Genomic DNA, 13,887 nt, shown 5'->3' on the forward strand with positions numbered 1-13,887 from the left:
CATTTATTCTTCAAGATAAAGGGATTCCCACTGGTTTACAATGGCGGAAAGTGAATAATTTCCAACTACATGCTGACGTGATTTTCTACCCATTTCTTCCCGTAACTCGAGGGGAACCGCCATCATTCGAATCATGGATGCGCTAAGCTGCTTGGAATTCGAGACCAAAAAACCATATTCTTCCTCTTTGATCAATTCTGCCACACCGCCAACATCCATGGCAACAACAGGCAATTCAGCACATGCAGCCTCCATTAACACATTGGGCAGCCCTTCCCATAAAGAGGAAAGTACGTAGCCATCTACTAAGCTTAAAAGATCTGCAATATCTTTACGAATTCCAAGAAATTCCACATACTTGCTGAGCCCATGCTCAAGCACATAACTTTCACACAATTGACGTAGAGGACCATCCCCCGCAAGAAGCAGTCGTGCCCTTGGCTGATTCTCAACCACAAGTCGGAAATTTTCCAAAAGCCCCATAAAGTTTTTCTGGGGGTCAAAACGCCCAATCGATATCCATACAAAGTTATCAATCGAAAGGCCCAATTTTTCGCGTAGCACTTGTCGTGACTCGCCACTTCTTTTATAAAAGCCTGTTGGGTCAATCCCATTAACAATGACCCCCGCCTTTTGTGGCTTCAAGAGTTTGTCTTTCACCATACGTTCTGCAGAGATGCGGCTGTTCATAATTGACAAATCAACCAAGCCATCCGTGGTTTTTACCAACCATTCCCTTCTCTTTCCACCAAAATGAATATTGCGAATGGAAGAAATGATACGTGGGACGCCAGCCATATGGCCAACAAATCGTCCAAGGATATTTGCATGATACAAAAATGTAGACAGCAAGTCCGGTTGAAATTCGCATAATATGCGATACAAGCGGTACGTTCCTCGGAAATAAGATATTCCTTTTGTCATATTCAAATAATAGACCTGTATCCCCAATGATTCAATCAATGCGCCCACTTCATCAAAGGGACGCATTGAAATCACAATGACTTCTATTTTCTCTCTATTGAGCATGGATAGAATTCGGTAGACTTGCATCTCGGCACCGCCAACCCTAACACTTGTAAGTAATATCGCAACCTTCATTCTTTTCTCCAATCTCTTCAAGTGCCAACAACTTCATCCACTTATTCCGGTCTTTCATTTGCTTACAACTTGATCCAACTTCCCAACAATTCATCATAATATTCGGGACTAAAACGTTCAAAGCCAGATCCAGGGTGAAAGGTTAACTCGCCAAAATAAATTCGGCCACTCACTTCATAAAAATCGACACGCACAAAGCGAAAACCTTCCGCCAAAATTTCTGCCAAACGGATCATCGCCAAGTAATTTTTTGGTTTTTCAATGATAGCATTGCTATTCTTATAGTGACGTTCAAATGGCATCCGATTCCAATCGAGATCAAAAAAATCGACTTTCAAACCACTTGCCTGCTTTCGTTCTGAGCAGACAAAGGAACATTTAACCTTTCCATTGAAACACATGAACTTGTAATCAGGCACAGAATCCGTATGGGGTTCAATCAAGAGCCTTTCACAAATAAGGCGCGGCTGAACATGTTTGTACTGCCACTCTCTTCCGCCGTAATAGTAGTTTCTTTTCAAGCTTCTCTTTAACTTCTTGCTTACCTTTTTTGTGTCGAAACTTTGTCTAGAGTGACAAATAAATACACCACCGGAATCATGGCTACACTTCAGTACATATTGATCTGGCAAGGCATCAAAATCGATTTGATCAAGGGCCTCATAAACCCCAATGAGCGGCACCAAATACTCCGAACCAATTTTATCCGCAACCCAAGATCTCACCTCATACTTGTCCACCAATTGCGTATGAAGCTTGTTATGCTCATGAATCTTCAACCATTGTATTTTTTCATTAAATCCTTTTGGATCATTCAAATTTAATTTTTTTCCAACTTTCAATCGGTATTTGATTTTTAAATAGCTTTCATCTGACATCAATCGGAACAAGGGATTTTGAAATGCCAAATTAACCAGCATACGAGCTTTACTTGGCCACTTGAATATCTTACCTATCATTCTTCACCTCTTTATTTCAATCCTTGATCATCTTGACCCATCAAACAATCCAAGTAAACCTTTTCCATAGAATCGACGATAACAGCTAGGCTGTATTGTTGTACCCGACTCAAATTTTGCAAACCAAACTGCCTGCATAGGTCTGAAGAGGCATGCAAGTTTTCAATTGCAGTGACAAAACAATCGACGTCATCAATGTCACAAACATAACCATTCTCACCATCTGTTACCAAATCGCGGTTTCCCCTGCAGTCAGTTACAACCAAGGGCAAAGCCGTCGCCATGGCCTCCATTACATTGACAGGCAAACCTTCTTGTCTTGATGCAGATACAGCAACATCTGCTAAAAGCATCAGCTTGTCGACATCATCACGAAAGCCTAAAATCTTCACTTGATCATCAACACCCAAATCAGCAATCATTTTTTCATATTCAGACTGTAACTGACCTCTTCCAGCCAATAAGATCACCAGCTTGGGAATTTGACTCTTCAATTCATTTGCAGCCTTTATAAGCAGGTCTTGATGCTTTCGATACGTGAACTCGCCTGCATAGACTAAAATAAAAGCTTCATCCTCAAAGCCATATTGCCGACGCAAGCCAGCTTTCTTGTCGGGCGTTTGCCAAGTAAAACGGTTGAAGTCTACACCCACCCCGGGCACATATACAATTTTCTTGGCCTTAAATCCTCGATTCACCGCATTTCTATAATCTTCTTGATTAATGGTAATTAGACAGTCCGTTAAATGAGCCAAGTACTTTTCTATGGGGTAATAAAGCTTCCAATTAATCCATTTGGCCCCTTTAAAGAAATGAAAACCATGGGCTGTATAAACCATCTTTGTGCCCCGTCTATGGGCCTTTCTTCCCGCCAATCGACCCAATACCCCGCCCATAGGCGTGTGGCAGTGAATAATTTCATAATCATTTCTATCCATAATCCGCTTTAGTTTTAAATAGGAAAGTAGATTGTTGGGCTTAAAAGGAGACCGGCTAAAAGGAATCTCATGGAAGTGATCACAATAAGGAATCACACAGTCCTCTCGATTTTCATAATCATTTCTCGCGCAGACATGCACTTCATAACCCTTCCTTTTAAACCATTCCAAGTAGGGAATGTGGAAAGGCATAATATGTGTTTTTACAACAGTTGCAACAAAAAGGACCTTCTTCATCTCTCTACCTTCTTTTTTTACTCGCTTCTTTTCACAATCATTTTCCATCAACCTTCAAATCCAACCAAGCACCCATTTGACTTTCAAATTCGGCATTTCTAAATTTAGCCATTCCACTCAGATGAAAGAAAGTTAGTTCGCCAAAAATGATTTTTCCGTCCAAATTGTATAAATCCACACGCACATGAGGAAATTGCGCAGAGAGTATTCTGCTGATTCTCAACATTTCATCAAAGTTCTTGGGCTTTTCTATCACCATTTCCATGTCTTTGTCACACCAAATTTCGATATCAAGAATATCCCAATTTGTATCATAGAAATTTTGTTTATGTTGTCCAAATCGATCGATATCCACTTGAACAAACTTCGGCTCTCCATTAAAACAAAATATTTTGTAGTCCATGGGTGGCTTGCCAGCCGCATCTTGCAAAAATGCCTCGCAAATAATTCTAGGACGAATATCTTTATATACCCACTCTCGGTTATATAGATAATAATTGGTGCGCATCCATCTTCTCATTTCTTTACGGGCTTGTGGCCAATCTATTTCCTTTTTGTCCTTGCAAATGAGATTAAAGCCCGACCCATGCGTTCCTTTAAGCACAAACTTTTTGGGTAACACATCAATCTCGATCTCTTTTACGTCACCATAAACATCAATCAACTCGTTTAGGTATTTGGACCCAATCTTATTTTCTACAAATTCTCTTACCTTATACTTATCAACCGCTATTTTTGCATCCGGATCACGCCAATTCAATTTTAACCATTGCAGCTTGTCATTGTAGTAAAGCGGATTCTCAAGATCAAGGCTTCTTCCTGTCTTTTTTACAAACCATTTTTTTATCCATTTTTCATCATTCTTATATACCCGATAAGGCAATTCCCGCAAATAATCATAACTTATAACGAGCCATTCATTTTTCCTCAATCGCTCTTTCAATGATCTACCCATGTTTCTTTACTCACCCTCCTTGGATCAAAATACCTGCTCGCACAATGCAGCGAAAAACCAACAGTCTTTTTCCTAGGTGAGCATGCTTTTATCCTAGGTTTCATCATCCCCCGATACAAGGCGTCTCATCCATTCAGCATGATCAACATACCATTGAATGGTTTCTTTCATGCCTTGCTCAAAGCTATAGCTAGGTTGCCAGGCCAACTGACTTGCAATTTTACTATTATCGATGGCATATCGTCGATCATGTCCCGGTCGGTCTTCAACAAAGTGAATCAACTCTTCGCTTTTCCCCAAGCCTTCGATAATTAACTTACAGATCTCTATATTTGTTTTTTCATTATTTCCGCCAATATTATAGATCTCCCCCACTTTTCCTTGGTGCAAAACTAGGTCAAGAGCAGAACAATGGTCCCATACATGCAGCCAATCTCTAACCTGCATCCCATCCCCATATAGAGGCATGGCTTCCTCTTTTATGCACTGCTGAATCATGAAGGGAATGAGTTTTTCAGGAAACTGATAAGGCCCATAATTATTGCTGCAACGGGTAATATTCACCGGCATGCCAAAGGTCTTATGGTAGGCACGCACAATCAGATCCGCACTCGCTTTTGATGCCGAATATGGATTGTTGGGCAACAGGGGCATGATTTCAATGAACTTGCCTTTTTCACCTAAGGCACCATACACCTCGTCGGTTGAGACCTGCAAGTACTTGACCCCTTCTTTATATGGCTGGCACTTGTTTTCGCTACTGACTTTCCAATGGTCTTTAGCAACGTCCAGCAAGGTTTGCGTGCCCAAAATATTCGTGGTTAAAAAAACGGTCGGCTCTTCTATGCTTCGATCTACATGGGACTCCGCTGCAAAATTCACCACCCAATCAATGTCATAGGCGTCAAAAATAGCCTCGATTTTTTCTCGATCTCGGATATCGGCCTTAATAAAGCGATAATGCTCGTTCTTCTCCACATCCCGTAAGTTATCCAAGTTGCCGGCATAGGTTAATGCATCGACATTAATTACAAGATAGTCCGAATACGTATTTACCATCATTCTTATAAAATTGCTTCCGATAAAGCCGGCTCCTCCGGCTACCAAAATAGTCTTCATTTCTTCCTCCGCAGCTATAAATAAAACAGGCATAGCCTCTCTATAAAAACTAAGCTATTCACATCTTTATGTAAACCGCATCTTTATTTTACACTAAACTCTCAAAAATTTCCTTTTAAAGTCGCCAAATCGGCTTGTCCGTCACTAAACCTTTATTTAGGCTGATGACCAGCACGCAACAAGTCGTTTACCGTCTTTACTGGATTAAATGTTGATAGGGGTACTTCTACAAAAACAGTATTCCAATTATGCATGGCACCGTTCCACAGGCCCGGGTGTTCTAGGGCTTTAAGTTTGCGACCCTTGTAGGATTTTTCACTAATGAAATATCGATTCTCATTCACATAGTCTAAAAGGTTAAACTTATTGCCTTGGTAGTCCCTCACAAAGCAAACCAGATCTACGGGGTTAAAATATTTCGATTCTCCCAAAATTCTTACATTTTCTTCAAGCCGCAAATCAATCTCAGCTTTTTCACAGATCTGCAAATCCATATAGTCTCCATTGTCCACAAGAAATGGACCGCCCCCTGGTTCACCTTGATTTTTTACCATGCCGCAGATTCTTAAGGGTCGGTTCAAAAATGCAAATGCTGATTCTTTCGTTAAAGGCAGCTTGGTCTCGATCTTCAAAACATCACGAATAAATGTTTCAATTTCACTCAAGTCTGCTGAACCGGATAATAAGACCTTCAAATATCTGTCGATCTGTTTTTTCACTCCCATACCAATGGAGGCCAAGTGTTTTTTTGAATCGATTGTTTCCTGAACATGATCCTTGTGACAAACATTGTCGATATTTTTGATAAAGACAAGGTCTGCATCCAAATCATTAAGATTCTCAATTAAAGCACCATGGCCGCCCGCCCTATACAAGGGCTTGCCATTATCCAATAAAAATGGTTGATTATGCAAATCAACCGCCAGGGTGTCGGTCGATGGATTCTGAAAAGAATAAGTCATCTCAACATGTGGCTTATCTTGAGCAACATAAGTCCTATAGGCCTTGAATAAGTCTTCATGCTCTTTTGAAATGGTAAAATGCAACCGGACCTGGTCCGGCTTTAAATAATGCTCCCCCTCATAAATATGTTCATCAATGGGTGTAAGCGAAGATTTTCCATAGGCATGCATCTGGATCAATGCTTTGGGTAAATTGCCGTAATTGAGCCCGGTCTCTAGCAAAGCCCTAGCAAGATCTATGCGGTGTGAAAGCGGTGACCCCTTGTCTATGTCACCATCCACATAGCTAGTCAGTTGGCCAAAAAAAGCAAAGTTCTCTAACTGATCGAAGAACAGTGAAACCGATTCAGACTCTTTTTCTTCATGAATAAATGCATACAAATCTTGAAACATTCTTGTGGCAGCACCGCTTGCCGGAATAAATTTTACACTGCGCAAATTCAAGTAATCTTCATCTTCATGCCCAGCTGTATACAAATCACAGGCGGCCGCAGCCTTAACAATTTTACTATATTGCCTGCCTTTATTAAACTTTTCTATAAACGTTTCCATCAGTCATTCCCCTTTTTCCAAATTCGAGTATTTAATATTCTAATTATATCATCCAATTCGTCTTAAAAGAAGGCAAACGAATTCAGAATTGCTCTTTAGAATGACTTCTACTATACTTAAAACAACAAAGCAAGTATTTTACTTAATTGAGAAATTTCAGAAGAAGCGATGGAGGAAACAAGGGTGAAGATAAAGAGAAAATTCGTCATTCGTAAGCTGTTGAACAAAGCCTTATCGGCATATTTTCAAAATGCGCCATTTAAGACCTTTCATCTTGGGCTAGGCTTTCGCTATAAGACCGGAAGAAAAATGAATATAAAAAATCCCAAGAAGTATGGTGATAAAATCCAATGGATCAAACTCAACTATAAAAATGAACGCATTACTCAGTGCAACGACAAGGTTGCTGTTCGGGACTATGTCAAAGAAAAGGGCTATGGCCATTTACTAAACGACGTCATCGCCATCTACAAGACGGTTGAAGAGATTGATCTTGATTCATTACCCCCAGCATTCGCCATGCGGGCAAATCATGGTTCCTCTTGGAATATCATTTGCCATGATAAAGATCAACTCGACTGGGAAAATGAGTTTCGAAAAATGGATTTATGGATCCATTCCAATTACTGCACAATGAATTATGAGTGGGGCTACAAAGATATCAAGCCCAAAATTATCTGTGAAAAATATTTAGGTGATCCCCAAGGCAATACACCCAACGATTACAAGTTCTTCTGTTTCGACGGGGAACCTCGTGTAATTGCAGTCGATTATGATCGTTTCAAAAATCATAAAAGAAACATTTATGATGCAGAATGGAATTTCCTCGATTGTCGAATCAATTTTATGAATGACGCAAATCATCCCATAGCAAAGCCGCAAAATTTCGATGAGATGCTGCGTATTTGCAGACACCTATCAGCCGATTTTCCTCATGTCCGAGTCGATTTATATGAAGTCAATGGAAAACTCTATTTTTCGGAGCTCACTTTCTACAATGGAAGCGGCATGAGTCAACTCTTACCCGAATCCTTTGATTTGCAAATGGGAGAATGGATTACCATCATTTAAGAAAAGAAGGGGAAGGTGAAAATGAACAGAAAAGAAGTCTACACCATATCAATTGCCAATTATAAATTCAATAGAATTGTCAATTCCATAGCAGGACTCTTAAAAGAATGGAGTTACAAGTATTCCATTCGGAAGAAAATGGATTTTAAGAAGTTTAAAAGAGATCGTACTTATCATCAAGCCATCACCCGCTATTACAGACAATATGGCCTTAAAAAAGTGGACTGTTATTGGCATGATCTTTGTAAAGACTTTAATGGCCTAGCCAGTGAAAAGTATATACCGGACTATATTTACCACCGCTATATTGAACCTAAATTCAATAAGATTATAATGGCCCATGCCTATTCCGACAAAAACACCTATCAAAGATTCGAAGACCTTGTCAGAATACCCAAAGCACTGATCTATAACATGAATGGCATCTTTTACAATGGCTGTCATCAGGAAATTAGCAGAGCTCAAGCCATTCAAATCATCAAGAATATGGACCAAGACTATCTAATTAAACCCAGCATAGACTCCGGTGGCGGCAAAAACATTGCCCTCCTCTCTAATAAAAATGGAGAGCTCTTTGTCGACCGCCAAAAAAAATCGATTGAAGACCTTCTTAAGCAATACCATATGGATTATTCCATACAAGAAATTTATAAACAGGTCGATTACCTGTCTAGGGTCAATCCCAATGCCATGAACTCAATACGCGTTTATACCATGCGAATGGATGACAAAATTCTTTATATGGATTCTTATATTCGCTTTGGAATAAATGATGCCCTTGTCGATAACACCGTTAGTGGCGGTGTATTCTGTCGCATTGAAAGTGACGGAAACTTATCAAAAGAAGCCTACGATGGCAAATATCGAGCTTATGAAGAACATCCCCAATCAAAAATCAAATTTCAAGCCATTAAAATTACCCAGTTTGATCAGATCAAGGAAAAAGCCCAGCTCATGCATAAAAAGCTTCCTCATTTCAAATTCGTCTCTTGGGATCTTGGCATTGATGAACATGAAGAAATCTGCTTAATTGAAGTGAATTTAAAGCATCAAAATATCATCGCCTTTCAATTGCTTAATGGTCCTGTTTTTGGCGACTATACAGACCAAATTCTAAAAGAAACCTTTCACGCTAAAGCTTGATCACTTCCTGATAATACGCTTTTGCATATCGATACATGTTTAAGGTATACGCTCCAAACGAAAGGCCCAAGGCCTGTTTATACAAGGCCCACAAGGACCATAAAAATCCACCCAATGCCATATAGGCATAAACACGAATGCGCTCATCTTCATTCGGTTCTCTATGAAAGTAGTACTGCATCAAATGCTCCACTTGATCTTTGGAAAAATGACTATAGATTGCAAACATGGACAGATCAATCAAGGGATCACACATTCCTGCATACTCCCAGTCAATTAATGTCATTTTCAAATCATCATCAACCAAAAAATTGTCACAGTTCGCATCGATATGAGCCATTGTCTTTACAAGGGGATATGACTGCAAACGCTCTAGCAGAAGATCCATGTTGGCTCGCACTTTCGAATAATCCTCAAATAAAATGGCATGCCTATCCATACAAAGTTTTTCATAGAATCGAATGCTTTTGCCCATGTCAAAGCTATGGTCCACTTGAATATCACTGGTGTGGAGTTTTTTCAGCATTGCCATGGCTGCCTTCAATTCATCCACATTTTCCGTGTTCAAGGCTCTGGTATTTTCCTCATATTTAGCGATTTTAATGCCTGTCTTTGGATCAAAATGCACAAGGACTTCGGTGAACTGAAGAGGAGCGAGGGCCCGATAAGTGGCATATTCTTCTTGTCTATTAATTAATTGATCTGTTCCCTCACCAGGAATTCTGCAAATATATGACTCTCCACAAACTTCAAACAGAAAAGAACGATTTGTCATGCCTAGCTTCAAAGGGACAATCCCATTAATCTGTCTTTCCTCTACGTTAAATACACGGGCAATAACTTTCATGGTCTCATTTTTTGAATTGACTTGGTAGGTCTTATCAAATACGCGCAGTTCTTCCAGATTTTCAAATTCATAAACGACTTTTCGCGACTGCTGATTAGCAAATATTTCCAATGTATCCAGGTGGTTGCACAGCACGTCTTCCCAATAATAATTCTTTGTTCCAGGACGATGATAAGCCGACTCCAATAAGGGACGTATTTTCTCAGAAAACTCTTTTGAAAAATATACAGGACCATACATATGCCATTCTTGAAAGCCACCAAGCTCGACTCGGCGAATTCGATTTTTATGATCTGTAAACACACACCATTCCTCGGTTTCTGCTTCCGCTTTCACCGTACAGTACCAACTGTCATATTCATAAGCATGAAATAAATTATCCACCATATAATTATCACTAGACAAAACATAGCTATTGGACAACTTGTGTCTGACGCAATATAAAGAAGACAAGTTATTTCTTTGCGCATAATCCTCACAATATACCAATTCAACCCCAAAGAGATCAATCAAATAGTCAAACTTCTCTTTTAAATATCCAACCACAAGGGTAATCTGATAAATGCCCACCTCATGCAATTGTCGGATCTGTCGTTCAATCATCCGCTCACCATGAACACTCAGCAAGGCTTTAGGGCATTCATATGATAGTGGGACAAAACGTGAACTGAATCCTGCGGCCAAAATAATGGCATTTTCAACACCATAGGTTTGTATCAGCTGATTCCCTTTTTCTGTTAATTGATAAGCCCCGGTCTTCTCAATCATTTGGTCTTTCAATAAGTCATTGATAACTTGATTGATGCTTGCAAGTGAAGAGGCGCATTCTTTTGCTATATCGCCTAGTGTTTCCATTGTTCCTTGTCGTAAAGCCATTAAAACGTTAAACTGCAAATGATTGAATTCCATAAGCCATGCACCCTCTTTACTTTTATCCTACTCCATAAGAAATCAATGCTTTGGTCATGCGTGATGTGTATACAGATAGGCTTTTAGCTTGTCTTCAATTACAGCAAGCTCTTCCTCAACCCCTGGAATCTGCTCCCACAATTTTGTATTATTAATGGATTGCTCCGGTATAAAATGCATCTTCTTATGACAATGATCTTTCTCGGAATAGCCTAACCACGCCATAATTTCCTTGCTTGTTTTTTCATATTGATAAATCAAATCTTCAAACTGAATAAACATGGTGTGGCTTTTATCGAAGGTCTCACTTTTTCTATGGCTGCGCGTATACAAATACCATTGGCAAAAAACATCTACACTAGCTGTTGGTATCACACGCCCATGCCAGATGTATTTTTCAAGCAAATACAAATCCCTTGGGTCGCGCTCCACCACAAAAACCTTTAAGTCATCAAAATATCGACAATATCGATCGATATTTGAAGGTGGAACAATTTGCTCAACCATCAAATCTGGCTTATTTTCCATATTTGCGCATTCAAAAAGCCTCTTGGTATAGGCCCTCGTTTTAAGCAGGAAGTCCTCCTGGCTAGGCCGGCTGCATAAAGTCACTTCATTGGGCATTTCGTTTAAACCCCGTTCAACTTGCTTTCTCCAAAGTGTTTTCTGAAGCACTTTATTCCACATCCGTTTGCGGATATAGAAGGCTTTACCCCCATCAATTACGTCTTGATGCCAATAGCCCCCATAAGTAAATTCCGTTAAGTCATTGATGTAGTCATATGAAATTTCCTTCCATCGGTTTTGAAAGAAGGCTTCATACTTTGGAATCCATCGATTTCCCGAAAGGAAATCCACTTTTTTTTGATATCGTTTTAAAGCATGACCCGAATTATGTCTATGGTGGTTCTCAATCAAATTATACTCTAAGTCACTGATCCCTTCTGGATCTTGAATAAAGCGAAATTCATAATTCGTTAAATAATAACACTTGTCAAATTCGGAAATAAAATCACCAATCGCACTCGATCCCGTTCCATAATAACCCGTACAAGTCACTATTCTCACCTTATAACTCCTTCAGTTTTTTTACGTCTCTTCCATACATCCAATAGGCTGGCAAGAAGACACAAAGTCGATAAATGCGCGCAAGTCCCTCAAGAGAGATTTGCTTACTTGCATGGGGAGCGTGTATAGAGAAACGCGTATAATTAATCAAAGCTTTAATCTTTGCTCTCACACTTGGAGACATCTTGTACCTCTGCCGATAATAACTTAAGGTCCCCAAGGGATTATCAACGCGAATCCGCGGCTCATTCGAGGTCAAGCCTCCGGCTTGAAATTCCTTGAACATGAAAATTTGGTCCGTATAAAGCAAGGGCATTTGACTTGTTACAACATCAAATAAAATGGCTTCTGTAATAAACCATTCTCCAGCAAAAACGGGAAAGGCTTGTTGGCGTAAAAGCGCAGTCTTGTAAACTTCAGGTTCTCCTTGAATGCCATAACGATCCCGGATCTCTATGGTATTTGATAACAACTCACCCTCTGGTGCACGGCCGATTCTCTTTCCATTCATATCCTGACACATGCCAACAAATCCACAATAGTCACATGTATCAAGCCGATCACAAAGAGGAATCATCTTCTCTATGGCGTCTTCTAGCAAAAAATCATCACTATCTACGCAAACAAAATAGCTTCCCCGTGCTTTTTTAAAAGCCAAATTCATGGCTGTATGCTTTCCACCATTGTCTTTTCTTACATATGAAATATCGACTTTTGCTTCCATTATAAAGCCTTTAACAAGCGATTCCGTATGGTCATTTGATCCATCATCGACAATCAACCATTCAAAATCACTGCAGCTTTGCTCGCACAAACTCTTGTATAAGCGTTTCAACAAGTCCGCACGGTTATAGCTTGGCGTAAATACCGTTATTCTCACAAGCACTTCATCCTTTCTTATTGGCTGATCGATCCTTCATAAATATCAAGTAGTTTCGCTTCCATCAGACTCCAACTATAGCGCTTCTCATATAAAGCTCGGCCATTCTTCCCCAATTCATTGCGCAAATCCGCCGATTTCAGTTGCTTGGCCGCTTCCAAAAAGTCAGCCCCACTATAGCGAATGCCCAAGCCAATCTGCTTGATTAAATCTTCTGGAATCGTCTCTTTACATACAATGATTGCTTTTCCCAGTGCCATTGCCTCATAAATCTTATTGGGCGCTGAGTAGCGATGATTTTCAATCATTGGATTGTAGGTCGCAAAGAGGATATCGGCCTCTTTCTCCAATTCAAGTACTTGTTTATAAGCCATGCGCCCATAATAGAAGATGTTCTCCCCTGCATCTTTAAAGGCCTCTTCATACAAGCCAAATCCACCAATATGCAATTCCATATCGTTGCGCCCTTTTATCACCTCTGCTACTTCTAGCAGCAAACGATCACCCTGCAAAATTCCCACATAAACAATCTTCAAGCGCTCTTTCCTTCTTCCACTGACCCTCTGCTGATCCAGTATGGAAAGATCCGGTGAGTTATAGATGACTTCTAGGCGTTTGGGCTTGGCTTTGCTGATCTGGTCTCTCCGCTGTTCGGTACAAATCAAGCTGCAATCCGCAGCATTGATAACCGAATTTTCAATAGCGGCAACAAGCGCTTTTCCCCATTTTGTCGGGATGGTGTGGGAGGAAACATAGTAATCATAAATATCATAAATAAGGCGTTTTTTATATTTTTTGGCTATCCATTTTGTTGGCAAAGCGGTGTCCAAATCACAAGCATGTATAATGGTAAGGTCTTTTTCCATGGCTCGCAATTGCTTATAGATCCACCGATTAAAGTGTATAATTCTTCCCGCATTCGCCAATCCACTTCCATAATGAGCGCGCAAGGAAAAGTATCGGACTTTTGCACGTCCATAAGGTGTTTTAAAGGAACATGTTTCTTCATATAGCCGGTTTCGATCCCAGCCCAAAACAACACATGTATAGCCTGCTTTAAGTGCGACCCCAACTTCCTTTTGCAATCTTGAGTCATTCTCAATCGTCCCCGACCGAATAAATACGATTGTCTGCCTCTCCATTAAA

Annotated in this window: 12 protein-coding genes; 2 read left to right on the forward strand and 10 right to left on the reverse strand. The window is 40.1% G+C overall.

What is annotated here, in order from left to right; all coding sequences use genetic code 11:
* Nucleotides 1–3: 3 nt before the first annotated feature.
* From AC25CA_RS14740 to AC25CA_RS14765, 6 genes are all read right to left on the reverse strand, one after another.
* Entirely contained in the window at nt 4–1,101 is a 1,098-nt protein-coding gene (locus tag AC25CA_RS14740; RefSeq protein WP_486814596.1) for a glycosyltransferase, read from the reverse strand.
* Nucleotides 1,102–1,163: 62 nt separating this feature from the next.
* Nucleotides 1,164–2,060, reverse strand: a complete 897-nt coding sequence (locus AC25CA_RS14745) for an ATP-grasp fold amidoligase family protein (RefSeq protein WP_486814597.1) — start codon at nt 2,058–2,060, stop codon at nt 1,164–1,166.
* An 11-nt stretch (nt 2,061–2,071) separates the two neighbouring features.
* The gene (locus AC25CA_RS14750; protein ID WP_486814598.1) at nt 2,072–3,235 is read right to left on the reverse strand and encodes a glycosyltransferase family 4 protein; all 1,164 of its coding nucleotides are present in this window, start codon (nt 3,233–3,235) and stop codon (nt 2,072–2,074) included.
* A 37-nt stretch (nt 3,236–3,272) separates the two neighbouring features.
* Nucleotides 3,273–4,190 carry an ATP-grasp fold amidoligase family protein gene (locus tag AC25CA_RS14755; protein ID WP_486814599.1) on the reverse strand — a complete coding sequence of 306 codons (918 nt, stop codon included), beginning with the start codon at nt 4,188–4,190 and terminating at the stop codon, nt 3,273–3,275.
* 93 nt (nt 4,191–4,283) lie between these two features.
* Nucleotides 4,284–5,309 carry a dTDP-glucose 4,6-dehydratase gene (gene rfbB / locus AC25CA_RS14760; protein ID WP_486814600.1) on the reverse strand — a complete coding sequence of 342 codons (1,026 nt, stop codon included), beginning with the start codon at nt 5,307–5,309 and terminating at the stop codon, nt 4,284–4,286.
* Nucleotides 5,310–5,461: 152 nt separating this feature from the next.
* Nucleotides 5,462–6,823 carry a DUF4301 family protein gene (locus AC25CA_RS14765; protein WP_486814601.1) on the reverse strand — a complete coding sequence of 454 codons (1,362 nt, stop codon included), beginning with the start codon at nt 6,821–6,823 and terminating at the stop codon, nt 5,462–5,464.
* 183 nt (nt 6,824–7,006) lie between these two features.
* Here AC25CA_RS14765 and AC25CA_RS14770 point away from each other — a divergent pair, with 183 nt between their 5' ends.
* Entirely contained in the window at nt 7,007–7,894 is an 888-nt protein-coding gene (locus AC25CA_RS14770) for an ATP-grasp fold amidoligase family protein (protein WP_486814602.1), read from the forward strand.
* Between the two features lie 21 nt (nt 7,895–7,915).
* Complete coding sequence (locus AC25CA_RS14775) at nt 7,916–9,037, forward strand: sugar-transfer associated ATP-grasp domain-containing protein (RefSeq protein ID WP_486814603.1); 1,122 nt, start codon at nt 7,916–7,918, stop codon at nt 9,035–9,037.
* Here AC25CA_RS14775 and AC25CA_RS14780 read toward each other — a convergent pair.
* The 4 genes from AC25CA_RS14780 to AC25CA_RS14795 are packed head-to-tail and all read right to left on the reverse strand — an operon-like array spanning nt 9,027 to nt 13,883.
* On the reverse strand, nt 9,027–10,793 hold the full coding sequence (locus AC25CA_RS14780; protein ID WP_486814604.1) for a phosphotransferase: 1,767 nt from the start codon (nt 10,791–10,793) through the stop codon (nt 9,027–9,029). The two genes, AC25CA_RS14775 and AC25CA_RS14780, sit on opposite strands and share 11 nt — an antisense overlap.
* A 54-nt stretch (nt 10,794–10,847) precedes the next feature.
* The gene (locus tag AC25CA_RS14785) at nt 10,848–11,861 is read right to left on the reverse strand and encodes a hypothetical protein (protein WP_486814605.1); all 1,014 of its coding nucleotides are present in this window, start codon (nt 11,859–11,861) and stop codon (nt 10,848–10,850) included.
* A 1-nt stretch (nt 11,862) separates the two neighbouring features.
* The gene (locus tag AC25CA_RS14790; RefSeq protein WP_486814606.1) at nt 11,863–12,741 is read right to left on the reverse strand and encodes a glycosyltransferase family 2 protein; all 879 of its coding nucleotides are present in this window, start codon (nt 12,739–12,741) and stop codon (nt 11,863–11,865) included.
* Nucleotides 12,742–12,758: 17 nt separating this feature from the next.
* A complete protein-coding gene (locus AC25CA_RS14795) occupies nt 12,759–13,883 on the reverse strand; it encodes a glycosyltransferase (RefSeq protein WP_486814607.1) in 1,125 nt (374 codons plus the stop codon).
* Between the last annotated feature and the right edge of the window lie 4 nt (nt 13,884–13,887).

This window comes from Gottschalkiaceae bacterium SANA (assembly GCA_036323355.1).
GTDB lineage: Bacteria > Bacillota > Clostridia > Tissierellales > GPF-1 > GPF-1.

Excerpts from the sequence above, each read along its gene's own strand:
- AC25CA_RS14740 (WP_486814596.1), bottom strand. The coding sequence starts at position 1,101 with ATGAAGGTTGCGATATTACTTACAAGTGTTAGGGTTGGCGGTGCCGAG.
- AC25CA_RS14745 (WP_486814597.1), bottom strand. The coding sequence starts at position 2,060 with ATGATAGGTAAGATATTCAAGTGGCCAAGTAAAGCTCGTATGCTGGTT.
- AC25CA_RS14750 (WP_486814598.1), bottom strand. The coding sequence starts at position 3,235 with ATGAAGAAGGTCCTTTTTGTTGCAACTGTTGTAAAAACACATATTATG.
- AC25CA_RS14755 (WP_486814599.1), bottom strand. The coding sequence starts at position 4,190 with ATGGGTAGATCATTGAAAGAGCGATTGAGGAAAAATGAATGGCTCGTT.
- rfbB (WP_486814600.1), bottom strand. The coding sequence starts at position 5,309 with ATGAAGACTATTTTGGTAGCCGGAGGAGCCGGCTTTATCGGAAGCAAT.
- AC25CA_RS14765 (WP_486814601.1), bottom strand. The coding sequence starts at position 6,823 with ATGGAAACGTTTATAGAAAAGTTTAATAAAGGCAGGCAATATAGTAAA.
- AC25CA_RS14775 (WP_486814603.1), top strand. The coding sequence starts at position 7,916 with ATGAACAGAAAAGAAGTCTACACCATATCAATTGCCAATTATAAATTC.
- AC25CA_RS14780 (WP_486814604.1), bottom strand. The coding sequence starts at position 10,793 with ATGGAATTCAATCATTTGCAGTTTAACGTTTTAATGGCTTTACGACAA.
- AC25CA_RS14795 (WP_486814607.1), bottom strand. The coding sequence starts at position 13,883 with ATGGAGAGGCAGACAATCGTATTTATTCGGTCGGGGACGATTGAGAAT.